25 protein-coding genes are annotated in these 25,623 nt (G+C 29.3%); 10 read left to right on the top strand and 15 right to left on the bottom strand.

The features are described from left to right. Positions 1-9: 9 nt before the first annotated feature. The 4 genes from GQX97_RS04815 to GQX97_RS04800 form a co-directional block, all read right to left on the bottom strand. Positions 10-888: a DUF2225 domain-containing protein gene (locus GQX97_RS04815; protein ID WP_157150802.1), complete on the bottom strand. Its 879-nt coding sequence runs from the start codon at positions 886-888 to the stop codon at positions 10-12. Positions 889-951: 63 nt separating this feature from the next. Continuing rightward, a complete protein-coding gene (locus tag GQX97_RS04810; protein ID WP_232473262.1) occupies positions 952-2,085 on the bottom strand; it encodes a hypothetical protein in 1,134 nt (377 codons plus the stop codon). Further along, entirely contained in the window at positions 2,054-3,610 is a 1,557-nt protein-coding gene (locus GQX97_RS04805) for an NTP transferase domain-containing protein (protein WP_157150801.1), read from the bottom strand. The genes GQX97_RS04810 and GQX97_RS04805 overlap by 32 nt, the downstream gene beginning before the upstream one ends. Before the next feature lie 24 nt (positions 3,611-3,634). Further along, on the bottom strand, positions 3,635-4,168 hold the full coding sequence (locus GQX97_RS04800; RefSeq protein WP_157150800.1) for a hypothetical protein: 534 nt from the start codon (positions 4,166-4,168) through the stop codon (positions 3,635-3,637). Positions 4,169-4,313: 145 nt separating this feature from the next. Between GQX97_RS04800 and GQX97_RS04795 the strand changes: the two genes are divergently transcribed. Continuing rightward, a complete protein-coding gene (locus GQX97_RS04795; protein ID WP_157150799.1) occupies positions 4,314-6,932 on the top strand; it encodes a homocysteine S-methyltransferase family protein in 2,619 nt (872 codons plus the stop codon). 32 nt (positions 6,933-6,964) lie between these two features. After that, positions 6,965-7,777 carry a vitamin B12 dependent-methionine synthase activation domain-containing protein gene (locus GQX97_RS04790; protein WP_157150798.1) on the top strand — a complete coding sequence of 271 codons (813 nt, stop codon included), beginning with the start codon at positions 6,965-6,967 and terminating at the stop codon, positions 7,775-7,777. Between the two features lie 81 nt (positions 7,778-7,858). Here the strand turns inward: GQX97_RS04790 and GQX97_RS04785 are convergent, their stop codons facing one another. Further along, on the bottom strand, positions 7,859-8,131 hold the full coding sequence (locus tag GQX97_RS04785) for a hypothetical protein (RefSeq protein ID WP_157150797.1): 273 nt from the start codon (positions 8,129-8,131) through the stop codon (positions 7,859-7,861). A gap of 135 nt (positions 8,132-8,266) precedes the next feature. Here GQX97_RS04785 and GQX97_RS04780 point away from each other — a divergent pair, with 135 nt between their 5' ends. Then, entirely contained in the window at positions 8,267-8,458 is a 192-nt protein-coding gene (locus GQX97_RS04780) for a hypothetical protein (protein WP_232473261.1), read from the top strand. Between the two features lie 274 nt (positions 8,459-8,732). On the opposite strand, the gene GQX97_RS04775 is transcribed toward GQX97_RS04780, so the two are convergent. The 9 genes from GQX97_RS04775 to GQX97_RS04735 are packed head-to-tail and all read right to left on the bottom strand — an operon-like array spanning position 8,733 to position 16,153. Continuing rightward, the gene (locus GQX97_RS04775) at positions 8,733-9,656 is read right to left on the bottom strand and encodes a methylenetetrahydrofolate reductase (RefSeq protein ID WP_157150796.1); all 924 of its coding nucleotides are present in this window, start codon (positions 9,654-9,656) and stop codon (positions 8,733-8,735) included. 47 nt (positions 9,657-9,703) lie between these two features. Next, on the bottom strand, positions 9,704-10,504 hold the full coding sequence (locus tag GQX97_RS04770; RefSeq protein WP_157150795.1) for a Cof-type HAD-IIB family hydrolase: 801 nt from the start codon (positions 10,502-10,504) through the stop codon (positions 9,704-9,706). Positions 10,505-10,507: 3 nt separating this feature from the next. Next, positions 10,508-11,146, bottom strand: coding sequence for a 3-keto-L-gulonate-6-phosphate decarboxylase UlaD (locus tag GQX97_RS04765; RefSeq protein WP_069727416.1), 639 nt, complete (start codon positions 11,144-11,146; stop codon positions 10,508-10,510). 27 nt (positions 11,147-11,173) lie between these two features. Continuing rightward, complete coding sequence (locus GQX97_RS04760; RefSeq protein ID WP_157150794.1) at positions 11,174-11,869, bottom strand: L-ribulose-5-phosphate 4-epimerase; 696 nt, start codon at positions 11,867-11,869, stop codon at positions 11,174-11,176. A 2-nt stretch (positions 11,870-11,871) separates the two neighbouring features. Beyond that, complete coding sequence (locus GQX97_RS04755; protein ID WP_157150793.1) at positions 11,872-12,741, bottom strand: L-ribulose-5-phosphate 3-epimerase; 870 nt, start codon at positions 12,739-12,741, stop codon at positions 11,872-11,874. Positions 12,742-12,796: 55 nt separating this feature from the next. Continuing rightward, on the bottom strand, positions 12,797-13,105 hold the full coding sequence (locus GQX97_RS04750) for a PTS sugar transporter subunit IIB (protein WP_157150792.1): 309 nt from the start codon (positions 13,103-13,105) through the stop codon (positions 12,797-12,799). 21 nt (positions 13,106-13,126) lie between these two features. Beyond that, a complete protein-coding gene (locus GQX97_RS04745) occupies positions 13,127-14,593 on the bottom strand; it encodes a PTS ascorbate transporter subunit IIC (RefSeq protein WP_157150791.1) in 1,467 nt (488 codons plus the stop codon). Positions 14,594-14,631: 38 nt separating this feature from the next. Continuing rightward, complete coding sequence (ulaG, locus tag GQX97_RS04740) at positions 14,632-15,690, bottom strand: L-ascorbate 6-phosphate lactonase (protein WP_157150790.1); 1,059 nt, start codon at positions 15,688-15,690, stop codon at positions 14,632-14,634. 31 nt (positions 15,691-15,721) lie between these two features. Further along, positions 15,722-16,153 (bottom strand): PTS sugar transporter subunit IIA, encoded by a 432-nt coding sequence (locus GQX97_RS04735; RefSeq protein WP_157150789.1) that lies wholly within the window; start codon positions 16,151-16,153, stop codon positions 15,722-15,724. A gap of 188 nt (positions 16,154-16,341) precedes the next feature. Between GQX97_RS04735 and GQX97_RS04730 the strand changes: the two genes are divergently transcribed. The 3 genes from GQX97_RS04730 to GQX97_RS04720 all read left to right on the top strand — a co-directional run bounded on the left by GQX97_RS04730 (position 16,342) and on the right by GQX97_RS04720 (position 18,855). Further along, complete coding sequence (locus tag GQX97_RS04730; protein WP_157150788.1) at positions 16,342-17,721, top strand: MATE family efflux transporter; 1,380 nt, start codon at positions 16,342-16,344, stop codon at positions 17,719-17,721. Positions 17,722-17,853: 132 nt separating this feature from the next. Continuing rightward, on the top strand, positions 17,854-18,048 hold the full coding sequence (locus GQX97_RS04725; RefSeq protein ID WP_157150787.1) for a hypothetical protein: 195 nt from the start codon (positions 17,854-17,856) through the stop codon (positions 18,046-18,048). Between the two features lie 3 nt (positions 18,049-18,051). Further along, on the top strand, positions 18,052-18,855 hold the full coding sequence (locus tag GQX97_RS04720; RefSeq protein ID WP_157150786.1) for an AAA family ATPase: 804 nt from the start codon (positions 18,052-18,054) through the stop codon (positions 18,853-18,855). Positions 18,856-18,914: 59 nt separating this feature from the next. On the opposite strand, the gene GQX97_RS04715 is transcribed toward GQX97_RS04720, so the two are convergent. Further along, a complete protein-coding gene (locus GQX97_RS04715; RefSeq protein ID WP_157150785.1) occupies positions 18,915-19,385 on the bottom strand; it encodes a Spy/CpxP family protein refolding chaperone in 471 nt (156 codons plus the stop codon). A 214-nt stretch (positions 19,386-19,599) separates the two neighbouring features. Here GQX97_RS04715 and GQX97_RS04710 point away from each other — a divergent pair, with 214 nt between their 5' ends. From GQX97_RS04710 to GQX97_RS04695, 4 genes are all read left to right on the top strand, one after another. Beyond that, positions 19,600-20,130, top strand: coding sequence for an HdeD family acid-resistance protein (locus GQX97_RS04710; RefSeq protein WP_157150784.1), 531 nt, complete (start codon positions 19,600-19,602; stop codon positions 20,128-20,130). Between the two features lie 121 nt (positions 20,131-20,251). Continuing rightward, on the top strand, positions 20,252-22,507 hold the full coding sequence (locus tag GQX97_RS04705) for an aconitate hydratase (protein WP_157150783.1): 2,256 nt from the start codon (positions 20,252-20,254) through the stop codon (positions 22,505-22,507). Positions 22,508-22,822: 315 nt separating this feature from the next. Next, complete coding sequence (gene icd / locus GQX97_RS04700) at positions 22,823-24,082, top strand: NADP-dependent isocitrate dehydrogenase (protein ID WP_157150782.1); 1,260 nt, start codon at positions 22,823-22,825, stop codon at positions 24,080-24,082. 25 nt (positions 24,083-24,107) lie between these two features. Further along, a complete protein-coding gene (locus tag GQX97_RS04695; RefSeq protein ID WP_157150781.1) occupies positions 24,108-25,451 on the top strand; it encodes a citrate/2-methylcitrate synthase in 1,344 nt (447 codons plus the stop codon). Positions 25,452-25,623 lie beyond the last annotated feature (172 nt).

The following is a 25,623-nucleotide window of genomic DNA, read 5'->3' as shown; positions in this document are numbered from 1 at the left end:
TTAGTTATATTAATCCACATTTATTCCATAATTTTCATTCAAATAAGCTAATTCTTCACTTATACGAGTATGCAATTCTTTTAATTTTTCAAGCAATGCAGAAGGTTTTGATTTACTGCTTTTACCAGAACCAAATATTTTACTTATTTTTCTTTTAGCCTGCACCAATGTTCTAGCTTTAATATTAGGATCTGGAATAAATTTAGAAGCATCCATACCAAGTAAAGCACCCATATAAAGCATTCCTTCATAGCCAAAATTATTATCTATGTCAGGTCCAAAGCTTTTTAATTTATCAAAACTCTCTTTACCATTTTGCATATATTCTATAGCTTCAGTATAAAATTCACTAGCTTTATATTGAAAGAATGGTATTAATTTATCATAATTCTCATTAGGATAAACATTAGCTAAGTCTTCTAAAGTCCAGCTTAATCTTAAAGAACATAAAGCCTTTTTGAGAGTAGGAGCAGAATCTTTTGTATGATAACGGTATCCATCTAATGCTAAAAAATAGCTAGCAGCTCCAGAAATTAAATTCCTATTCTTCTTAAAATCTATAGTAGGACCAAAAAACTCATGCATATATCTTGATCTCTGCTCAAAACTATCAAGTGCTTCATTAATTTTTTTATTGTCAATCATACTAAACTCATCTTGAAAAGCAGCATACAAACAATGCGGACAAACTGCTACAACATATATAAGAGGGTACACTGCTCCATATTTTTTGCTCTTTTCATAAGTTCTTCTTAAATCATCTCTTAAATTACCAGCAATTAACCTTCCCCCGCCAGTAAGAAGCATCTCATGATAGAACTCTTTATTGCATACAGGGCAAGTTCTTGGATTTTTTTCAAAGTATGATATTTTTAATTCTTCAGCCATAAAAATTCCTATTTATATAACTTTATAAACACTTTAAATGTTAAATTAATTATCGGTTTATTTTTATTTTTCAATATCACTTATATTAAGCTTACTTATTCTAAGTTCCTTAAATAGAGTATTATAATATGCTATATAAAACACAGGATATCTTGCCGCACTAATTCTCACTTCCCCAACACTCTTCCCAAGAATTGATAAATCTATAATCTGACCGTCTATATATATGTACTTGTTTCCATCTTCTTTTGTATATAAAACCACAGGCTGCGATGCATAATCCAGCGTAGAAGCAAATGATATAATATTTTGGTCTTCTGTTGCTATTATACCATCTATAAAAACTCCATCATAGAACTTTTTATATTTTATTTCTTTTATATTGTCTTTAGTATTGTATATAATATTAAATCTATTATGTGCCTCATGCTCTACAGTATACTGATTTACATTATTTAATATTGGGCTATTGTCAAAAAATCTAAAAGCAGTATTAGTTTTTCTTGAGGCATAAAATATATTTCCTGTAGAATATTCTTTCATATATACAGCATATCCGTCATTTTCTGCTACTGGATATACTTCTTCTACTATTTTATTTGTATATACTAAATCTGAAAAGAAATTATCCCTATAAAACCTCGATACAGATAACACGCCTTTACTGTCTATAAAAAATAATATAGGAGAATTAAATATAGATACTACTAATTTTAAATCTATAATTCTCCCATTATTTCTTAAATCCATAGCATAATTATTAAATGTACCTGAATTATCATTTGCATACCATATCTTATTATTTTTTAAATATGATATATGCATATTATCTGCATTGCTTGCTATGCTAATTAAACTTCCTAATCCTCTATTTTGATCTAATATTTCTCTTTTAAAATTTCCATTTTTGCCAAATACATAAACAGGGGCATTTATTTTATCATCAAAGTAAGCTATATGTAAGTTATCATTTGGGTCTATTAATAATTCGCTAATATAGGGTTCGCTATTTAAAGATGCTACCGACCAAGTTGAAATAGATTCAAAACTGCTTATTCTGTAATAATGTTTTGATAATGGCGGAGCATCTTTATTAATATCTTTTTCATATTGAGCATTTATATTAGAGCAGAAAACAATAATAGCTATTAATATTAAAAAGATTTTATTTCTTTTTAGTTTTTTTAGTATTCTCATCTTTTAATTTTATAACAGATTCTATTCCCTCTTCTTTAGGTCTTATAAATCTGCATTTAATCACTTTTCCATTTTCATCAAGAATAGCTTTTATATGAGAGTAGTAAAATATACAATGTTCTATATAAGCATTATCATCTACAATAGAGCCATATATATAACTTACACCTTTAATAAGCACATTTTTACCTATGCTAAGAGGATGTTTATCGCTTCCTGTAACATTAACACCTCTCTCTAATATAGTGTTTTCACCAATATATACATTTCCTCTTATTTGGTTTCCAGCATATATTTGTACGTTGTTAGAGAGTATCATCTTTTGATTATCCAAACAAGATACTAATGCATTATCACCTATATATGTGCGCTCTCCAAGTTCAATATTTCCTTCAAGTCTTGCACCATGGTCTATATAAACGCCATAATTAATTTTTACACCCTTACCTACATAAGCACCTTTTCCTATATATATATCAAGAGGCTTTTCATCTTTATCAATTTCTAATATCTGTTCAACTACACTGTCGTCAATAAAGAAATCTTCTCCGTCATATATTGTGATAATGTTTTTTAGTTTATTGTAAACATTATTTCTAGCAATAGATTCCATCTCTTTAAGTACTGTTTTATCATTGAATCCCAAAACAACTCTATTATCTTTTGGCATATATGTTGATATTGATAAATTATTATTAACAAACATCTCTATTAAATCTGTTAAATAAAGTTCATTTTGAGCATTATTTGCTTTTAATTCTTTTATTAAATTTAAAAGAGGTTCAATTTTAAAGCCATATATCCCAGCAACATATTCATGCATATTATCTAATAGTTCATCTTTACCATATACAAATTTTTCATCTTTATAAGATTTTAGTAAATCCTCCTCATCATTAAGAGCAAGTATATCTTTATATTCTATAACTCCCATTACCTGCCCCTTAGTTCCTTCTCTATATTGACTTTGTTTACCGTCTTTGGTTAATCCTCTAGTTCTTAATACCCTTCCATAATAGTTGCCGCCCTTAGGACCATCATACATGGCAGTCATTAATATCATATCAGTTTTTGACTTCATAAACTCATCATGAAACTCTTTCATAGTATTAGAGTCTATTAGTCCCATATCAGCATATATAACATAACAGTATTTTATATTTTTTAAATCACTCTTTTCTAGTCCAACTTTTACAGCATGTCCTGTACCTAATTGCTGTTCCTGATAAGCAAAATTAGTATTAGCCTGCTTTCCAACAGCATTAGCTACTTCTAAAGCCTTTATTCCAACAACTATAGTAATATTACTTTTATTTATACCATTTTTTACAGCAAGTCTTACTCTCTCTATACTAGGCACCCCCCAAATAGTATGAAGCATTTTTGATGTTGAGCTTCGTATTCTTTTACCATGCCCTGCTGCTAATATTATTACCAAACTATCATTTTTAGAGAATTTAGATGATAATTGCTCTAATCTCTCTTCTATATTTTTTATGTTATTTTCTTCTTCTCTTTTTGTCATAAACTAGCTCCTAAATTTTTACCTTTATTTGTTTTTATTTTTATAGATTTGTTCAAATGCAGGTTTTTTTATAATTTTGTTATCATTATAATTTTTATTTATTTTATCATTATTTAATTGATCTTTACTCAATTTGTCTTTATCAAGTTTTTCTTTTGCATTTAGAATGTCTTCTAAGCTATTTCTTCTATAATTATTAGGGAGGTATGTATTTTTTGAATCTAAGGATAATTTAGTTGTTTTAGAATTATTAAATGTTTCATCATCGTTTAACCATTTTTGCAATACTTTTGCTACAGATTGTGAGAGAGTATCTAATTTTTGTTTAGCTCTTATATTGCCGCCTAGGTTTGAATCTTCTTTGAGTATAAATTTATATAATTGCATGGCTTTTATAAAATTTTTACTTTCAAAGTTATAATAGTCAGCAATCTTTTCTATACCGCCAAAATATGAAGCTGTAAGATAACATCTATACGCTTCTTCTATTTTTCTTTCATTAAAAAGTTCATTACCTTTTCTAATCAAGGCACTTTTAGTTTTATCATCTATACTCATGTTATGCAATTATATATCAATAATATTAAACTTCAAGCATATTTTTTTACTATAATATAAGAAAATATTATTATATTTTATATACTTGCTTATTTATGCTTTTATATTAAAATACTACTTATAAAAATATCGGAGTTTTTTATATATGTTTAATGGTGTTAAGGATAGATTAAAAGAACTAATAAAAGAAAAATATTTAATAATAGATGGTGCCACAGGTACAGAACTTCAAAAGAAAGAAATAAAAAAAGAGTATTGGATGATAAACGGCAATAATATAGAAGGGTGTAATGAGATATTAAATATAACAGCTCCTCATATAATGAAAGAGATACATATAGATTATTTGAATGCGAATGCTAATATAACAAAGACTAATAGTTTTGGAGCTATACCTTGGGTTTTAAGTGAATATGATATTGCTGACAAGGCTTATGAGTTGGCAAAAAGTGCTGCAGTTATAGCAAATGAAGCAAGAGAGGAGTATTTAAAAAATCCTAATTCTAAAGGAGATTTAGATAGAGATATTTTTATTGCAGGAAGTTTAGGGCCGGGAGTAAAGCTTCCAAGTTTGGGACAGATTGGTTTTGACGAGATGTATAGCGGGTATATTGAAGCTGCAAGAGGTTTAATAGAAGGCGGAGTTGATATAATACTTCTTGAAACGGCACAAGATGTTTTGCAATTAAAAGCTGCAATATTAGCAGTTAATGATACATCTAAAAAATTAAATAAAGATGTTCCAATAATGGTTTCTGTAACAATAGAAAAAGAAGGCACAATGCTTTTGGGTACAGACATAGAAACAGCATATACAATACTTTCGAATTTGGATATATTTTCTATAGGTATGAACTGCGGTACAGGACCAGACATGGCAATGCAGCACATAAAAAAACTTTCAGAAATATCTTTTTTGCCAATATCAATACACAGTAATGCGGGTCTTCCAGAAAATAGAGATGGAAAGGCATATTATAGTATGACACCCGAAGAGTTTGCTGAGATTAATAGCGAGTTTTTTAATTTAAGCGGACTTAGCTTTATTGGCGGATGCTGCGGAACTACTCCTAAACATATAGAGGCATTGGCAAAAAAAGTTAAAGGAGTAAAACCCAAAAAACCGGCATTACAAAAACAAAGACCTTATATAGCTAGTTTATTTAATTCTGTTAGTATTAAGCAAGAGCCTGCACCTTTAATGATAGGCGAGAGAAGTAATGCTACAGGAAGTAAAATATTTAGAGAGCTTATGATAGCAGGCGACATGGACGGTATGCTTGATGTGGGTATAAAGCAAGTAAAATCTGGAAGTCATGCTATAGATGTTAATGCTGCTTGGGCGGGTCGTAATGAGATAGAAGATATTACAAAAATTATTTCTGCTTATGTTAAACAGATTTCTTTGCCTTTGGTTATTGATGCTATAAAACCTGATGTTATAGAGAGTGCTTTAAAAGTATATGGAGGAAAACCAATAATAAACTCTGCCAATATGGAGCAGGGCGAAGAGAAATTTGATGCTATATGTTCTTTAGCAAAAAGGTATGGAGCTTCCATCATGCTTCTTACTATAGATGAAAAAGCTATGGCATTAACTTGCGAGGATAAATTGAGAATGTGCTCTCGCATGTATGATAGGGCAGTTAATGTACATAAAATACTTCCGCATGATATTATATTTGACCCTTTAACATTTACACTTGCAAGCGGCGATGAAAATAGTTTTTTGGCTGGTGTTGAAACTTTGAATGCTATAAAAGAATTATCAAAAATGTATCCTGAAAGCTCTATAAGTTTGGGGGTATCAAATATTTCTTTTGGTCTTAAAGAAGAGGCAAGAAAGGTTATGAACTCGGTATTTTTATATGAGGCTATTAATCATGGGCTTAGTGCTGCTATTGTTAATGTGGCACAAATTCTTCCTATTTCAAAGATAGGTGAGAAAGAAATAGAATTAGCAAGAGAGTTAATATACAATAAAAACAAAACTAAAGAGCCTCTTATAAATTATATAAATTATTTTTCTGACAAAAAAGAAAAGAAAGAATTAACTGATGAAGAAAAAATAAAAAAGCCTATAAGGGAAGCTATAAGAGATGCTATGCTTGACGGTGAGTGGAAAGACATGCAAAACTTACTTAAAGAGGCTAAAGAAAACAGTGAAGAGTTTGGAGGAGAGAAAAAGTTTGCACAGGCTATAATTGATGAGATACTTCTTCCTACTATGGCGGATATTGGAGTTAAGTTTGGGGAGGGCAGTATACAGCTTCCTTTTGTTTTGGGTTCTGCGGAAGTAATGAAAAAGAGTGTTGATTTTCTTTCTGAGTTTTTAGAGAAAAAGAAACAGGAGAAAACTGCTAAAATAATACTTGGCACTGTTGCGGGGGATGTGCATGATGTGGGTAAAAATCTAGTAGAAATAATAATAAAAAACAATGGATTTGAAACTGTTAATCTTGGTACAAAAGTGCCTATAGAGAAATTTATAGAGGCGTATCATGAGCATAATGCTGACTGCATAGGAATGTCTGGTCTTTTGGTAAAATCTACTGAAGTAATGAAAGATAATTTAGCATATATTAGAGATAAGGGCTTAAAAATACCTATACTTTTAGGCGGTGCTGCTTTAACTAAAGACTTTGTTGAAAACACTTGCAAAAAAGTTTATGGGGATAGCGGAAAGATTTTTTACTGTAAAGATGGTTTTGATGATATTGTTGCCATAAAAGAGATAATAGCCGATAGAGATAAAGAAAAATAATAAAAATAATAATTAAAGGATACCAACTACAAATGCCGGAAATAAATCACAAAAATCATGAACATTATATAAATAAACCTCCTTTCTATGGAAGAAAAGTTTTTGAGTTTAATAAGAAAATAGAACAAGAAGCCTTTGATATGATTAATAAAATTAGGCTTTTTAGAGTTGGTTTTGGTTATTCTGCAAAAAATCAGGATATGGAAAAATATAATGAAATGATTAAAACAAAAGTAGAGCCAAAATACGAAGAGATGAAAAAAAATATTATAGAAAATAATTTGCTTGAACCTGTAATGATTTATGGATTTTATAAAACTGTTACAGAGAATGATAAACTTTATATATATGATGTTGACTTTAATACAAATGAATTAAAAAAAGAAAAAATAGAAATTCCTTTAGAGCGTATGGAGAAGGAGCCTTACAATTCTATAGTAGATTTTTTTGACAGAGATGAAGACACTATTGGTTTTACACTTGTAAGTCTTGGAGAGAAGTATCATAAATTCTTAAAAAGCTTATATGATAATAATGATTATAAAGAATATTATTTTTATAACGCAATAGGCATACATATTATAGAAAACTATGTTGACATACTTCAAAGCCATATGGACAATTTACTTAACTTAAAAAATAACGGCAAAAGAAAACATGTAGGATGCAGATATTCTTTTGGTTATAAGGCACTTAGTAATATGTATGGTAATAAAATAATATTTGATAAATTAAAACCAGAAGAGTTTAATGTAATACTTACAGAAAGTTATATGATGGATCCTGAACTTAGCACTTGTGCAATAGTTTCATTTTGCGAGGACGCTTATTATTTTGCTAATTAATTTTATATAAAAAGTTCTAAAAAATTAATATTTTAAATCAATTTTTAAAAGTAAAAATACACTACGTTCTTTGGATATCAATCAATCATCACTATGAAAAGAACCAGCACAATTAGAGCATAATTCTGTATCCATATTAGCTATATGATTTTTAGCTGCATCTTTAGTACTATAATAGTTACCTCTTATATAAGTATTGCATTCTTCAGTACCATTTTTATTACACAAAGCTTTTTTGGAAGTAATAACTATCTCACCAGAATTATGATCTTTATAAGCTTTGTATATATGAATATTTTTTGACATATCTTTATTACCGTCTTTATCTTTTAAGTAACAAAAAAAATATCCCATATTCCACTCCTATTTTATTAATCTAACTAGAATTATAATATTTTTTATCACTAAGTCAATTACTATTTATATAAAATCATCACTATAAATATTGACATATAGTATTATTTTATTATAATTTTTTTATATTATTGTTTGGAGATTAATATAAAACTTGCAAAAATACTTTTAGTATCTCTTATTACTACTTCAAGTGTATTTGCTCAATCTAATACAGTTTATATTTTGGATAAAGCTAAAAAATATCATAGAGGAAACAGCAGAACATTAAGAAAACATCCTATAAGTATTCAAGAAGCAAAAAAAGAGGATATACAGTATGCATAGTATGTAATCCTTCTGATTAATTATCATTATTTGCTAATAGAGTTAAGAATTTTAATTGTATAAAATATTATTATTAATTAGTTAAAAATATAGCTATATATTTTAACTAAAAATGCAGTCTTTTTGCTTCTTTGGGTCACCAAAAGAAGTGGGTGGTCTACCATACAGGTACGCTTCGCAGGAGTTGCTAGTCCCCGTAAATATAAAAAGTATTTTTTGATAAGCTTAAAAAATTTAGTATCTTAAAAAAATAAATTTCTGATATTAATTTCTTCTAAATATTTTTAAGTAAATCTACAACAAACTCATAGTTGTTTAGGCTCATTATATGCATTTTTTTATGTATCTTTAGCATGTCTTCAAAAAGTTTAGTTGATAATTCTATTGCTGTTTTTCGCTCTTCTTCCGCTGATTTATCGCTTGCTTTTTTTAGTTTGCTTAACCATTTCTCTGGTATATACGAACCTGATAATTTATAATATATGAAATATGCAGTTTTATAAGTTAATACAGGGAAATATCCCGGTACTAATATAGGTTTTTCTTTTAATGGTAATTCATCAATGCAGCTTAATAAAAACTCTAATCTCTCAACTTCGTATATTGGCTGAGTAAATATTGCCTTAACTCCAGAATTAGCCTTTTTGGCAAGTCTTACTTTTAAGCTGTCATCATTTTTAGCATAACTATTTATTACGCAAAAAGGATATATCGGCTTTAATGGTTCTTTAAAAGTAAACTCTCCTAAACTTTTTGATTTATTTAAGTTTTTTATTATATCTATTAATAAATTGGAGTTACCTTCAAATACGCCTTTAGCTTGTTTTTGATTTCCATTAGCTACAGCATCTCCTGTAACAGCAAGTATCATTCTTATATCAAAATAATTTGCCCCAATTAAATCGTTTTGCAATGCTATAGAGTTTTTGTCACGCATTGTTTGTGTTGCAATAAATGGCTTATCATTGCTTAACTTCTGCTGCAATTGTATTGCTGCTAATATTGGGGATATCTTAATATTTGCAAAAGGAGAATCTGTTACCACAAAGGCATCTACATAATTTTGTATTTGAGAATTATTTATTTTCTCTTCTATATAGCTTAAATCATATTTTGCCTGAGGTGATATTTCTAGAGTAAAAGTATACTCATCATTATTTTCTAATTTTTTTATAAAATTTTCTACGTTGTTATACATCCGACATATAATATTATATAGATAGAAAAAAGTCAAACCTATAATTGTTATTTTATGTTTAAGTATTGATTTATAAAATACCCAACTCCGTCTTCTAAATTGCTTTTTGTAATATATTTGCATTTAGTTTTTACATTATCTTCAGCATTTTCTACTGCCACAGATACACCCGCAAATTCAAGCATATCTAAATCATTGTTATTATCACCAAAAGCCATTATGTTATCAGAATGAATATTATATTTATCAGCTAAATATTTTAATGCCTTAGCCTTAGAAGCATTAGGACTATGTACTTCCAAATAAACAGGTCTTGAAAAAGTATAATATATACTATCTCCAAAAATTTTATCAATTTCTTTAGCTATCTCTTTTAATAAACTATTTTCTCCTATAAACATAAATTTACTAAAAGAAAAATCACTTATGTTATCAAAACCAATAGTATAATTATCTATTTTCGCTATTGATACATAAAAGTCAACCCATTTTTCATCAAAAAAACCCATATTCCATCTATCAGCCAAGAAACCTTGATGAAATATATTGTATTTTTTTGCTATCTCTATAAGTTCTTTTCCTATATTAGCATCAAGGTTTTGCTGATATATGATGTTTGAATTTTTATCAGTTATCATAGCTCCATTAAATGATATAAGCTCACTATCAATATCAAGATCATATAAAAATTTGGTAGCTGCCGCAGTAGGTCTTCCTGTTGACAATATTATATTTATGCCATTTTTAGAAGCTTTCTTTATAATATTTTTATTATATTCACTTATTTGATGATTAGCATTTAATAAAGTACCATCCAAATCGGTAGCTATAAGCTGAATATTATTCAAAAATTATCTCCAATATTTAAGTATTTCTTCTTTAAACTTTCTAGCTTCTTTAGCAGGGTCTTCAGCATCTCTTATGCTTCTTCCTGTAATGAAAGTAAATACATTAATATCTTTAAAAAGTTTTAATGTGTCTATTTCAAGTCCGCCTGTAACAGAAACTTTAAATCCCATTTCAGTTAATTTTTTAATTTTTTCTAAATCGCTATCAGACCAAGTTTGACCAGCAAGAAGTGCATCTCTGCTTTGGTGATATACAGCCTGAGTAATACCAGCCTCTTTCCAAGCCTTAGCATGTTCAAAAGTCCAATCACCATAAAGTTCAACTTGAAGCTCTTTTACTTCTTTTAAAGCAGCTTTCATAGTAGGTATTGTAGCAGAACATATAACAGTCATCCAATCAGCACCAGCATCAGCACACATTTTAGCAACTGTACCGCCTGCATCAGCACATTTAGTGTCAGCTAATATTATTTTGTCTGGATATAAAGCTCTTAAACATCTAACAGCTTCCATTCCCTCAGCTAAACAAAGTATAGTACCAGCCTCTATAACATCAACTTCATTTCCAACAGCCTTAGCAGATTTTAAAGCTCCGCTTAAAGTAGTATTATCTAATGCAATTTGCAATAAAGGTATAGCCATAATTTTCTCCTTAAAAATTTAATATTGTTAATTTTGTCCGTAATAAGCATTAGCACCATGTTTTCTAAAATAATGCTTATTAAGTAAATATTGTTCTACAGATTTTATTTCTGGATTTATTTGTATAGTTCTATAAGCCATTTTAGCAAGCTCTTCCATTACAACAGCATTATGAACAGCCTCTTTAGCATCTTTACCCCAAGCAAAAGGACCATGAGAAGCTATTATAATTCCCGGTATATCCATAGGATTAATATTTCTTTTTTTAAGTGTTTCTATAATAACAAGCCCTGTGTTTTTTTCGTATTCTCCTTCAATCTCATCTTTTGTTAAAGGTCTTGCACAAGGTATATCGCCATAAAAATAATCTGCATGAGTTGTACCAAAAGCAGGTATATCTCTCCTAGCTTGTGCCCAGCTTGTTGCATAGCTTGAATGAGTATGAACTATACCTCCAATTTCAGGAAAAGCCTTGTATAATTCTATATGTGTAGCAGTATCAGATGATGGTTTATATTTTCCTTCTAATTTATTGCCTTCTAAGTCTAGAACAACCATATCTTCTGCTTTCATTACATCATAATCAACTCCGCTTGGTTTAATAGCAAATGTTTTAGATTCTCTGTCTAATCCGCTTACATTTCCCCAAGTGTATATTACAAGTTCTCTTTTTACGAGTTCGAGATTTTCTTCAAATACTATTTTTTTTAATTCTTCAAGCATATTTAACAAAATCCTCCTTCTTTCATTTTTTCTAGTACCCATTTTTTTTCTTTTATAACATGTTCTTTAGGATTATCAACCTTTTCAGACCACATCTCTATCATAAAAGTTCCGTTATAATTAAGTTCTTTTAATAATTTAAAACATTTTACAAAGTCTACACATCCTTCACCAAAAGGTACTTCTTTAAACTTTCCTTCAAAACCCTCTTTAGGAGCTAAAGTATCTTTAATATGTATAGCAGTAATTTTATGAATTCCTTTTCTTATTTCATCTTCAACATCATTTCCCCAAGCTGTAAGATTACCTAAATCAGGATAAACTGTAAGCCAAGGACTATTGCAAATCTTATCATACTCTAAAAACTTAGTTATAGAGTTTAAAAAAGGAGTATCCATAATCTCTATAGCAAGCATTACCTGATATTTAGCAGCCATTTCTAATGATTTTTTTAATCCTTCTATAAATAATTGTTTAGTTTCTTCATCGCCCTTTTCATAATAAACGTCATATCCAGCTAACTGTATGATTCTTATCCCTATATCGCTTGCAAATATAATAGCCTTCTCCATAAGCTCCATAGCTTTTTTTCTAGTATCAGGATTCTTGCTTCCCATAGGAAATCTTCTGTGTCCGCTAAAACACATTGTAGGTATTTTTATTCCTGTTTCAAATATAGATTTAACTAACTCTTCTCTTTCTTTTTTGCTCCAATCTAATCTTGAAAGTCTTTCATCGGTTTCATCTATAGATATTTCAACAAAATCAAAACCTAATTCTTTAGCATCTAATAATCTTTGATGCCATGAAATATTTTTTTCTAAAGCTTTTTCGTATATTCCAAATAAATTATTTATAATTATATCCTCCAATATAATTAAAAAAATAAAGGGAAATAAGTTAATATTTCCCTTCAGTTTTTAATTATTACTTATTTTTCAACTCTTCTAAATATCCAGAATCATTAAGTTTTTGTTTAAACTCAGGTTCAGATAATACGTTTTTTATTCCTATTACTTTAGCACCTTTTTCAACAGCTTCTTTAAACATATCAATGAAGTTTAAAGGACAAAATACTAAATCATAATTGATAGCAGTACTTTTACCTTCTGCTAAAGCACAGTGATGCACATTAGCGTCATTAATTCCTAATGATTTAAGAGCTTTTTCAGCTGTCATTTTCATCATTAAGCTAGTACCAGAACCATTTGCACAAGCAACTAAAACTTTTAACATAATATAAATCTCCTCCAATTTTTAAGCTTTAAGTTTTTCTTTCATTTTTTCTCTATATGCTTCATAATCATCAGTGATTAGGAAGTAAGTATCTTTGTTTCTCATATATTGTATTTGAGGTATTGCTATTAATATTATAGCTACTATTGCTATACCAGCATAACCTAAATATTTCATAACAACTGTAAATCCAGGCCATAATACTGCCCAGTCCCACATACCTAAGTAACCGCCATAAGCAGCAAGTCCTACCCAATAAGCTATGAATGCAGAACCAAATACTTGACATAAACCAGATATAAAAGGAAGCAACATAGCAGCTTTAATACCGCCTCTGTTGTTGGCAAATACTGCTATAGTAGCGTTATCAAAGAATACAGGTATAAATCCAGCTATTATAATAACAGGGCTTTTTAATACTATTAAAATAATGATAGCTAAGAATTGTCCAGCAGCTCCGAAAAGTAGTCCCATAGTTACAGCATTTGCAGAACCAAAACCAAAAGTAGCAGCACAGTCAATACCAGGAACAGCACCTGGAAGAAGTCTTGTAGATATACCTTGGAAAGATTGAGTTAATTCTGTAACGAATGTTCTAACACCTAATTGAAGTATAGCCAAGTATACAGCAAAGTTTAATGCAGTAGTTAATGTGTAGAAGAAGAAACTTTGACCTTCTTGCATAAAGTTGTTAGCTACTAAGTAATCTTTGCCTAAAGTTATTAATATGATACCGAAGAATAAAAGCATAAGTATAGATGTAGATACCATGTTTTCATTGAAAATAGATAAGAATCCAGGGAATTTTACATCTTCTAATTTTTTACCTTCGCCTTTACCTTTCATCTTTTCAGCTATAATAGAAAATATTTTTAAAGCAAATATCTGTTGGTGAGCAACACAAAAACCGCCGCCTTCAGTTAAATCTTGAGTAATTTCTACTGTTAAGTTTGAACCTACAGCCCAATATAATCCTAGAAGTAAGCTCATAACTATCAACATAGGTGTATCGCCTAATTCTGGGAAACAGAAGAAAATTAACCAAAAAGCAGTAGCAGCTTGTTGTATTTGTACGTTTCCTGTAGTAAATATAGAACGTATTTTAGTAATTTTTCTGAAAGCTACTAATACAATATTAAATATAAAAGCAATAAGAAGCAAAAGCATTACTTGAGAGAAAGATTTTCCTATATGCTCCATTGCAGCCTGAACAGCATTTTGTCCATAATAAGGGTCTATAACTGTAGCTTGTAAATTAAATTTATCTTTAAGTCCTACAAGTATAGGTCTAAAATTACTAACAAGTCCGCCAGAACCTACAGAAAGTATAAAGTAACCAACTGTAGCTTTCAAAAATCCTGCTAAACATTCATACCAAGGTTTCTTTAATAGTATATAACCTATTAATACTATAAAACCAATAAAATATGCAGGTTGTGTCAGAATGTTTTGGGCAAAATATGTCCATATCTTCAATAAAATTTCCATTATCATTGTCTCCTTAGTTTTTATTTATAAGTATTGTATTATAGCATAGAACGGAATGGAATATTTTGCTCATGCTCAAAACAATCTTCAAAACCTCTAGGATGATGATATTGAACTAAATCTTTATCTCTAGGATAAACATATTTTCCGCCAACTTCCCATATAAATGGTTTAAATTGATATTGAAGTCTGTCTTTTTTCATTTTATATAATACTTCTATTTCTCTAGTATCTGCCATAAAGTTAGTCCATACATCATAGTGTATAGGTATTACAACTTTACATCTTAAAGCTTCTGCCATTCTTAATATATCAATAGAAGTCATTTTATCTGCTATACCTACAGGATTTTCTCCATAAGAACCTAAAGCAACATCAATATCAAAATCTTTACCATGTTTAGCGAAATAAATAGAATAATGAGAATCGCCGCTATGATATATATTTCCGCCAGGTGTTTTTATAACATAGTTAACAGCTTTTGTATCCATTTCTGGAACAGTATTTCTTAAATCATCTGGAGGAGTAGTTACCAAACAAGTTCTATCAAAAGAATCTGTAGCTATTATTTCTACATCTTTAATTTTTATAGAATCGCCGGGTTTTACTACTATACATCTATCAGCAGGAACACCCCATTCAATCCATTTTTCTACAGAATATTTAGGACCTATAAAAGGTATAGGTTCTTTAATGTTTTTCATTACTGCAGCAGCTACGTTAATATCTATATGGTCATTATGATAGTGAGTTGATAATATAGCATCTACTTTTTTGATTGCAAATGGATCAATTACGAAAGGGGAAGCTCTAAGATTAGGCTGAAGTTTCCTTACACCTGCCATATTAGCCATTTGGTGTCCTGCAACCATATTTTTAGTTTTCTTTGTTCTTTTTCCGTTTCCAGCCCATAAGTCTATACATATATTTGCATCGCCCGGAGTTTTTACCCAAATACCAACACATCCAAGCCACCACATAGCAAATGTATTAGGCTCTACAACTTCTTCTTCTATCTCTTCGTTAAGCCAAGTTCCCCATTCTGGAAAACTATCTAATATCCACTTTTCTCTTGATATTTCATCTAATTTAGACATTTTTATTCTCCTTTTTGTAGTTTATATAAAATTATAATAAAGCTAATATTTCTGATTCGGTTAGATCTTCTTTGATGATTTTTTCTACTTTTTCATCATCCCCTAAAAATTCTGCTAATTCAGCTATAGCATCTTGGTGACCATCAGCATTTTCTGCTGCTAATGTGAAAAATAAGTATACTTTAGATTCTGTTTGAGGAAAATCTATGCCGTTTCTTACCTTAAGAAAGCTCATACCTTTTTTTAATACGCCCTCTTCTGGTCTAGAGTGAGGCATAGCTACACCATCTGTAAGAACAATATAAGGACCATATTTATGTACATTATCTATAATAGCCTGTACATATCTAGGCTCTATATTATTGTTATTAACTAATGATTCAGCACCTATTCTTAGAGCCTCTTCCCAATTTTCTACGCTATCAATTATTTTGATGTTGTTTTGTAAAAATTCTTTAAGCATTATTTTCCCTTTTTTTATGATTTTTATATATATTATAATAGAATTCTTTAATTTTGTCAATTTTTGATAAATAAATAATTTACATAGAACATTTATATGTAATTATCTATTTTGTGTTTTTTGTTCATTGTTGTTTATTTATTTTTTTGTAGTAAAATATATTACATTTAAATATTGGTAAATTATATATGACAGATAAAAAAATTAAGCAAGAAGAAAAATATAAATATTTAACTCAATCTAATATAGAACCATTAATTATAAAAATGGCTATTCCTACAATTATTAGTATGCTTACAACATCATTTTATAATATGGCAGACACTTTTTTTGTAAGTAAAATTAATACTCAATCTACTGCTGCTGTTGGAATAGTATTTTCTATGATGGCTATAATACAGGCTATTGGTTTTTTCTTTGGGCATGGTTCTGGTAATTATATTTCTATTAAATTAGGAGCTAAAGATACTGCTGAGGCTTCTAAAATGGCTGCTACTGGTTTTGTGTCTGCTATTATAGTTGGGTTTATTATACTAATATTTGGAATTATTTTTATAAATCCTTTAGCACATATATTAGGCTCTACAAATACAATACTCCCTTATTCCAAAATTTATATGAAATATATTTTAATAGGTGCACCATATATGACAGCTTCCATTGTGCTTAATAATCAATTAAGGCTTCAGGGTAATGCCTTGTTTGCAATGATAGGTTTAATAAGCGGTGCTATAATCAATATAGCATTAGACCCTCTTTTGATTTTTTATTTTAATATGGGAATAAAAGGGGCTGCTGTAGGAACTATAATAAGTCAATTTATAAGTTTTTGTGTATTATTGATTGGGGCAAATGTATGGGGTACGCTTCCTATCAAGTTAAAAGATTTTTCACCTAGTTTGGAAAAATACAAAGCCATAATTGTTGGAGGGCTTCCCAGTCTTTGCAGGCAGAGTATATCAAGCTTTTCTACTGCTTTGTTAAATACTTCAGCTTCCTTTTTTGGAGATGCTGCAATAGCTGCTATGTCTATAGTAAATAGGGTATCTATGTTTTCTAATTCTGCAATTATAGGTTTTGGTCAAGGATTTCAGCCTGTATGCGGTTTTAATTATGGAGCAAAAAAATATGAGAGGGTGATACATGCTTTTTATTTTTGTGTAAAAATTTCTACTATTGTGCTGCTAATATTTGCTTTCATAATTTTTATTAATTCTAATGCAATAGTTAATCTTTTTAATAAAGAAGATGAAGCATTGTTTGATGTTGCCAATAATGCTTTACGCTATCAAGCATTAACTCTTCCTCTATGGGGACTTATCACTTTATCTAGTATGATTCTTCAAACTACTAGAAAAACAATAAGAGCTTCAATATTAGCATTAGCAAAACAGGGAATATTTTTTATACCTATAGTTTATATATTGCCAAAGTTTTTAGGATTGTTTGGTATAGAAATAGCTCAGCCTTTGGCAGATTTATTTACTTTTATTATGTCAATACCTTTAGGTTATAGCATAATAAGAGAAATGAAAATAGAATTAAAAAATAACATAAAAGTAACTTAATTATTAAGGTTTAACTATAATATGTTTTTATAGTTTTATTTTATATGATTAAAATACATATAATGTTTTGACAAATTAACATTATAATGTATAATTTATTATAAAATATTATGTATATTGTGAGATATATAGATGAGAGAAATATTTTTACGATTAGAAAGTGAGAATGTTGAAAAGAGATTACAAGCCCTTGATGAGTTAGAAAAACAAATATCTGTTGCCGACAAAAAAGCCGTTATTAAAGTATTAAAAGAACATATATTAGATTGGGATGAAGAGGTTAGGGCTAAAGTTGCTCATTTATTAAAAATATATATGGAGAAATAATATATGGCGAGAATAATATCTTTTTCTAGTGGAAAGGGTGGAGCTGGAAAAACTTTATGTTCCGTCAATTTTGCTAGTGAATTAGTTTCCAAAGGTTATAAGGTATTAGTTTTTGATATAGATATTAACTGTTCTAATGTTTTTATATTATTACAAGTAAAGCCTCAATCTAAATTACAGCAATATTTTGAAGGCAGTATTACTTTAAAAGATTGTATATTGAATAGTCCTTTTGATATAGATGTTATTAGTGCGGGAGTTAATGTACAAAAACTTCTTCAGTTTGAGAGTGATTTTTATTTATCAAAGCTTGCTAATGATTTGAAGGCTTTATCTGAGGAATATGATTATGTTATTATAGATTATGCTGCTGGTATAACACAATCTATGTTAAAGTTTTATGAGATTTCTGATGATATTATATTGGTTGCTAATCCTGAAATAACTTCTCTTACAGATTTGTACAGACTTATAAAAATTATATGTTCTAATAAAATTACAGAAAAGCTTTATTTAGTTGTAAACAAAGTAAAAAATATAGATTGGGCTGTTAATTTATATAAAGAGATAAAAAAGGTTGTTGATAAATTTGAACTTAATATAGAGCTTAATTTACTTGGACCAATATTGTTTGATGAAGAAAAAGTAATGATGTCTATTCAAAAAAGAACACCATTAATAATTCTTTATCCTAGAACTCCTATAAAAGGTGGATTTTCTTTAGCTGTTACTAGGTATTTATATTATATAGGCGAAATGAAAAACGATAATAATATTAAAGATAAAGCTTTTGTAGATTTCTTTTAATAAAATCAAAAAAAAGAGACAGAATATTTTACTGCCTCTTTTTTTAAATTAGGGTATAATTATCTATAGTAATAATATCTCATTCTATATGAGTTTAATTGACTTAATTGTTCGTCTGTGAGAACATCTAAAATAGCAACGTCTTTTTCTATTCTAAGATAATCAATTTCTTTTTCTAAATCTTTTCTTTGACTTATTAAATCTTTTATTAAGTTTAAGTCTAAATCAATTTTTTCTCTTTCAAGTTTGAATTTATAATCAATGCTTCTTTTTTGATATTCTAAATCATTGATTTTTAATTCATATTCGTAAGAGATTTGTCCCATTTCTTCAAGCTGTACATCAGTGAGATATATTCCAGCATTTCTGCACATTCTGTATATATCGCCTCTAGGACCACCTAAAGCCCTCTCTCTTGGACCCGGTGCTGGAGGCGGAACTGCACCACCTCTTGGAGCAGGCGGCTGAGCAAATGCTAATGCTGATACTAATGTTAATATAAATGTAGATAATAATAATTTTGCTTTCATTGTCTTATATAACTCCTATTTTTGTTTTTGTATGCTATATTAGACGAGATAATATGTTTAAAAGTTCCCAATAATAATTAAAAAAATGCAATTATTTTTATAAAGTTATATATAAAATGTTGATTTTTCTATATGTTAAATGTATTGTTTTATATAGAGAGATTATAATAGTTATTATAATCTCTCAAATTTTTTATAAGGAAGTGTGTGAATTATGGGAAAATTAGGAAGAGTTTTATGGTTAGTATTTGGAATATTGCTTATTATATCAGGTGTAGCTACTATATTTAATCCATTAGAGACAGTACTTTTGCTAGCATATATAATAGGCTTTTTAACAATATTCTCTGGTATAAGCACTATATTTTATTTTTTCAGTTTAAGGCATTTGTCAAGTTCTCTTTTAATTTTAGCAGATGGTATAATATCAACTATATGTGGTATTATAATTATATCTAACCTCACAATAAGCGGTGCATTTATACCATATATGGTTTCATTTTTTGTAATAGTGAGGGGTGTTATTGCTATATCTTCTTCAATAGAATTAAAAAAAGAAGGTTACAGTAAATGGGGCTTATCATTATTTAGCGGAATATTAACATTATTAGCTGGAGTTGTGTTGGCATTTAATCCTATAATTGGTGCTGTTTATGTGAGTGTGATTATTGGACTTGGTTTAATACTTTATGGTATTGTTACTTTGCAGCTTTGGTTTGCTTATGGCAGTTTTTTTAGAGATTAATAATAAAATATAATAGAAAATATAAAATAAAAAAAATATTAATTTACTAATTGATAAAAAATAATATTGTTGTATAGTATTACTAATAACAATATTATTTTTTTATTTTTGAGGGAAAAGTATGCCAATATATGATGTAGAAATGATAAGAAAGTTTTATTTAAACTATTCTAATAAAGTTAATGATGTAAAGCAAAAATTAAATAGAGCATTAACTTTATCAGAAAAAATATTATACGCCCATTTGTATGATGAAAAGAGTATAAAAGATTTTAAGAGGGCAGAAGATTATGCAGATTTTCGTCCTGATAGGGTAGCTATGCAAGATGCTACAGCACAAATGGCATTACTTCAATTTATGAATGCTGGAAAAACTTCTTCTGCAGTACCTGCAACAATACATTGCGACCATTTAATAGAGGCTTGTAAGGGTGCTGAGGAGGATTTAAAAAATGCACTTAATGTTAATAAAGAAGTTTATAATTTTTTGGAAAGTGTTGCTAAAAAATATGAGCTTGGTTTTTGGGAGGCAGGTTCTGGGATTATTCACCAAATAGTTTTAGAAAATTATGCTTTTCCGGGCGGCATGATGGTAGGAACAGATTCACACACACCTAATGCTGGAGGGCTTGGAATGATTGCTATAGGTGTGGGCGGAGCTGATGCTGTGGACGTTATGACTGGAATGGAATGGGAATTAAAAATACCTAATATAATAGGGGTGAAATTAACAGGTTCTCTAAATGGTTGGGCTAGTGCAAAAGATGTGATATTAAAATTAGCAGGAATATTGACAGTTAAAGGAGGTACTAATTCTATTATAGAATATTTTGGAGAGGGGGCTAATAGTTTATCTGCTGCTGGTAAGGCTTCTATTTGTAATATGGGGGCGGAAGTTGGTGCTACTACTTCAATATTTCCTTATGACAATAATATAAAAGAATATTTAATTGCTACAGGACGCGAAGAGATAGCTAAGCTTGCTGATGAAAACATAAATAATCTAAAAGCAGATGAGGAAGTATATAATAACTCAGAAAAATATTATAATAAAATAATAGAGATTAATTTGTCTGAACTTGAACCGTACTTAAACGGACCATTTACACCAGATGCAGCTTGCACTATAAGTGAGTTTGCTAAAAAGGTTGAAGAAAATAAATATCCTACAGCTATGGAAGTTGGATTAATAGGCTCTTGTACTAATTCTTCTTATCATGATTTAAGTAAGGCAGCTTCAATTGCCCGTCAGGTAATAGATAAGAAATTGAAAGTAAAATCAAAAATAATAATTAACCCCGGCTCTGAGGCTTCATATAATGCAGCTTTGAGAGACGGTATAATTGATGATTTTAAAAAGATTGGTGCTGTTATAATGACTAATGCATGCGGACCTTGTATCGGTCAATGGAACAGAGAAGAGAAAGACAATACAAGAGCTAATTCAATAGTAACATCTTTTAATAGAAACTTTGCAAAACGTGCTGACGGCAATCCTAATACTCATGCATTCGTTGCCTCTCCTGAAACTGTAATGGCTTTAAGCATAGCGGGAGATTTGAGATTTAATCCTTTAAAAGATAGTTTAATTAATGAAGAAGGAAAAGAAGTTAAACTCGACGAGCCAGTTGGAATAGCTTTGCCAAAAAACGGACTTAGCACAGAAAACAAAAATAGACAAAATGCACCAGACAATAGCGTAGAAATTGTAATAGATAAAGATTCAAAACGTTTACAATTATTAAAACCTTTTGATAAGTTTAATATAAAAGATTTTGAGAATATGCCTTTGCTTATAAAAGTTAAAGGTAAATGTACAACTGACCACATATCAATGGCAGGACCTTGGTTAAAGTTTAGAGGGCATTTAGAAAATATTTCAGACAATATGTTAATGGGTGCTGTTAATTTCTTTAATGACAAAACAAACTCTGTATTTAATCAATTAAGCAACAGTTATGAAGAGGTTTCAAAAACAGCAAAAGAGTATAAGCAAAAAAATATTTCTTCTATAGTTGTGGCAGAAGAAAATTATGGAGAAGGCTCAAGCAGAGAACATGCAGCAATGGAGCCAAGATTTTTGAATGTTAAAGTAGTGCTTTCTAAAAGTTTTGCTAGGATACATGAAACTAATCTTAAAAAACAAGGAATGCTTGCTATAACATTTAAAGATAAAGATGATTATAACAAGATAGAAGAAAAAGATAAAATAAGCATATTGGGTATTGATGATTTTAGGCCTAAACAAAACTTAACTGTAAAAGTAATTCATCAAAATGGAAGTGAAGAGGTTTTTGAAGCGGTTCACACCTATAATGAAGCACAGATTGAATGGTTTAAAAACGGAGGAGCATTGAATAGTTTAATGAAAAATTAATTTATATAAATTTAAATGTTTGATATTCTTTATAGTATCATAAATAAAAATTTATTTATGAGTTATATAAGTATAAATTTATAAATAAAATATTTTAATATATATTGAAACAATTAACTTTTGTCAATTTTTAGTTATTTACGAATGTGAATTATAATTTTTTATAATATAAGACTATAATTAGAATACAAGATAAAACTTGAATTTAGATTAAAAATGCAGTTCTTTTGGTTCTTTTATACCAATAAAAGAACTGGGGGAGCGGTGGCTAGTCCCCGCAAATAAAAAAATAATTAATAACAATAGGATTTTAATATGAGTAAAATAGAAATGAAAAATGGTAAATTGATAGTACCAAATAAAGTTACAATTCCTTTTATAGAGGGTGACGGAGTAGGATCAGAAATTACGCCTGCTTCTCAAATGGTTGTAAATGAGGCTGTGAAAAAAGCCTACAACGGAGATAAATCTATTGAATGGCTTGAAGTACTTGCAGGAGATAAGGCTCAAAAAGAGTTAGGAACTCCTTTGCCTGATGAGACTATAAACATTTTTAAAGAATATCTTATAGGCATAAAAGGACCTTTAACTACACCTGTTGGTGAGGGTATGCGTTCTCTAAATGTGGCACTTCGTCAAACTTTGGATCTTTATGTTTGTTTAAGACCTGTAAGATGGTTTAAGGGTACTTCTTCACCTGTAAAAGAGCCTAATAAAGTTAATATGGTGGTTTTTAGAGAGAACACTGAAGATATATATGCGGGTATAGAATGGAAAACAGGCACAGAAGAAGCAAAAAAATTCTACAACTTTCTAAAAAATGAAATGGGGGTTACTAAAGTAAGATTCCCAGAAACATCATCTTTCGGAGTTAAGCCTGTATCAGAAGAAGGCTCTAAAAGACTCATACGCTCTGCAATAGAATATGCTTTATTAAATAAACTTCCTTCTGTTACTTTGGTTCATAAAGGAAATATAATGAAGTTCACTGAGGGTGGTTTTAAAAAATACGGATATGAGCTTGCTAGAAAAGAGTTTGCTGATAAAACTTTTACTATGGAAGAGTATGCAGAAATAAAAAAAGAGTTTGGTGAGGATAAAGCTAAAGAAAAATTAAAAGAAGCAAAAGAAGAAGGTAAACTTATAGTAAAAGATAATATTTGCGATGCCTTCTTACAAAACACATTATTAAAACCAGAAGATTATTCTGTAATAGCAACATTAAATTTAAACGGCGATTATGTATCAGATCAATTAGCCGCTATGGTTGGAGGAATAGGAATAGCACCGGGCGGAAACATTAATTATAAAACAGGTCATGCTATTTTTGAAGCTACCCACGGTACAGCACCAGATATAGCAGGAAAAAATAAAGCTAATCCTTGTTCATTAATACTTTCTTCTGTAATGGTATTAGAATATTTGAATATGAATGAGGCTTCAAAATTAATAATAAATGCATTGGAGAAATCTTTTGAAAGCGGATATGCTACAGAAGATTTGGCAAGCTTTATGGATAACGGCACTGCACTTGGCACAAAAGAGTTTGCAGAAAAAATAGTTTCTATAATGTAATAAAAAATAATATAGGGGTATATTTATGAAAAAAGAATATTTATTATACAAACTTTATGATCATTCAAGTAAAAGAATAAAAATAGATAGTGAGCTTTTTCAAAAATATAATGTAAAAAAGGGCTTAAGAAATGAAGATGGAACAGGGGTGCTTGTTGGGCTTACTAATGTAGGTGATGTTGTAGGTTATGAAAAAGATGAAAATGGAAATGTATATCCTATAGATGGTAAATTATACTACAGAGGATACAGCATTAATGATATAGCCGAAGATATATTAAAAAATAAACGTTTTGGATATGAAGAAGTTTGTTATTTGCTTCTTTCTGGCAAACTTCCTGATGAAGAGAGACTTCAATCCTTTAGAGAGCTTATAGCCGAAAATATGTACTTAGATAAAAAAACAATTATGAATATAATTGATTTGGAAGGGCAAAATATCATGAATATTCTTTCAAGAAGCGTACTTGAAATGTATATTCATGATCCTAATCCTGAAGACTTATCATTAGATAATTTAATGCTTCAATCTATACAATTAATAGCAAGATTTCCTGCCGTTATTGCTTATGCATATAATATGTATAAATATAGCGTTGACCAAAAATATTTAAATATAACATTACCAAAACCAAAATATTCAATAGCAGAAAATTTCTTGTATATGCTTAAACAGGAATTTACTCCTTTAGAAGCTAGAATGCTTGATTTACTTTTAATACTTCATGCTGATCACGGCGGCGGTAATAACTCAACATTTACAGTACGTGTTACAAGCTCATCAAGAACAGATACATATTCAAGTATTTCCGCTGGTATTGGTTCTTTAAAAGGTGATTTACATGGAGGAGCTAATGCAAAAGTTATGGATATGTTTATTCATTTAAAAGAGGCAATAGATAATTGGGAAGACAAAAACGAAATAGATGATTATCTTATAAAAATGCTTAATAAAGAGGCTTATGATAATAGCGGTTTAATTTATGGTATGGGGCATGCTGTTTATACTTTGTCTGACCCTCGTGCTGTTATATTAAAAGACTTAGCTCGTCAGCTTGCTAAAGAAAAGAAAAAAGAATGCGAACTTCAATTCTTAGAATTAATAGAAGAGAGAGCGGTAGAATGTTTTATAAAAGTAAAAGGAGATAAAAAAAGAGTTTGTGCTAATGTAGACCTTTATTCTGGTTTCATATATGATATGCTTGGAATACCTAAAGAAATTTATACTCCTTTATTTGCTATGTCAAGAATAGTAGGTTGGTGTGCTCATAGAATAGAGGAGCTTAATTTTGATGATAGAAGAATAATAAGACCCGCTTATAAAAATGTTATAGAGCCTCAAGAGTTTATTACTATGGATAAAAGATAATTTTTTATAGTGATAATTTTTTAAGGAGTTTTATTTTATATAAGGCTCCTTTTTTATTATTATATTTATTTCCAAAAATTAATAAATATTTATATTGTTTTAATTTTATTTTGTTAGTTTTTTATTAAACTTTTTCTAGCTTTCACTTTGCGGACTTCGTCAAAAGAACCAA

The organism is Brachyspira sp. SAP_772 (assembly GCF_009755885.1).
GTDB lineage: Bacteria > Spirochaetota > Brachyspiria > Brachyspirales > Brachyspiraceae > Brachyspira.
The sequence above is the reverse complement of the archived record's forward strand: the minus strand, read 5'-3'. Positions and strand labels throughout refer to the sequence as shown.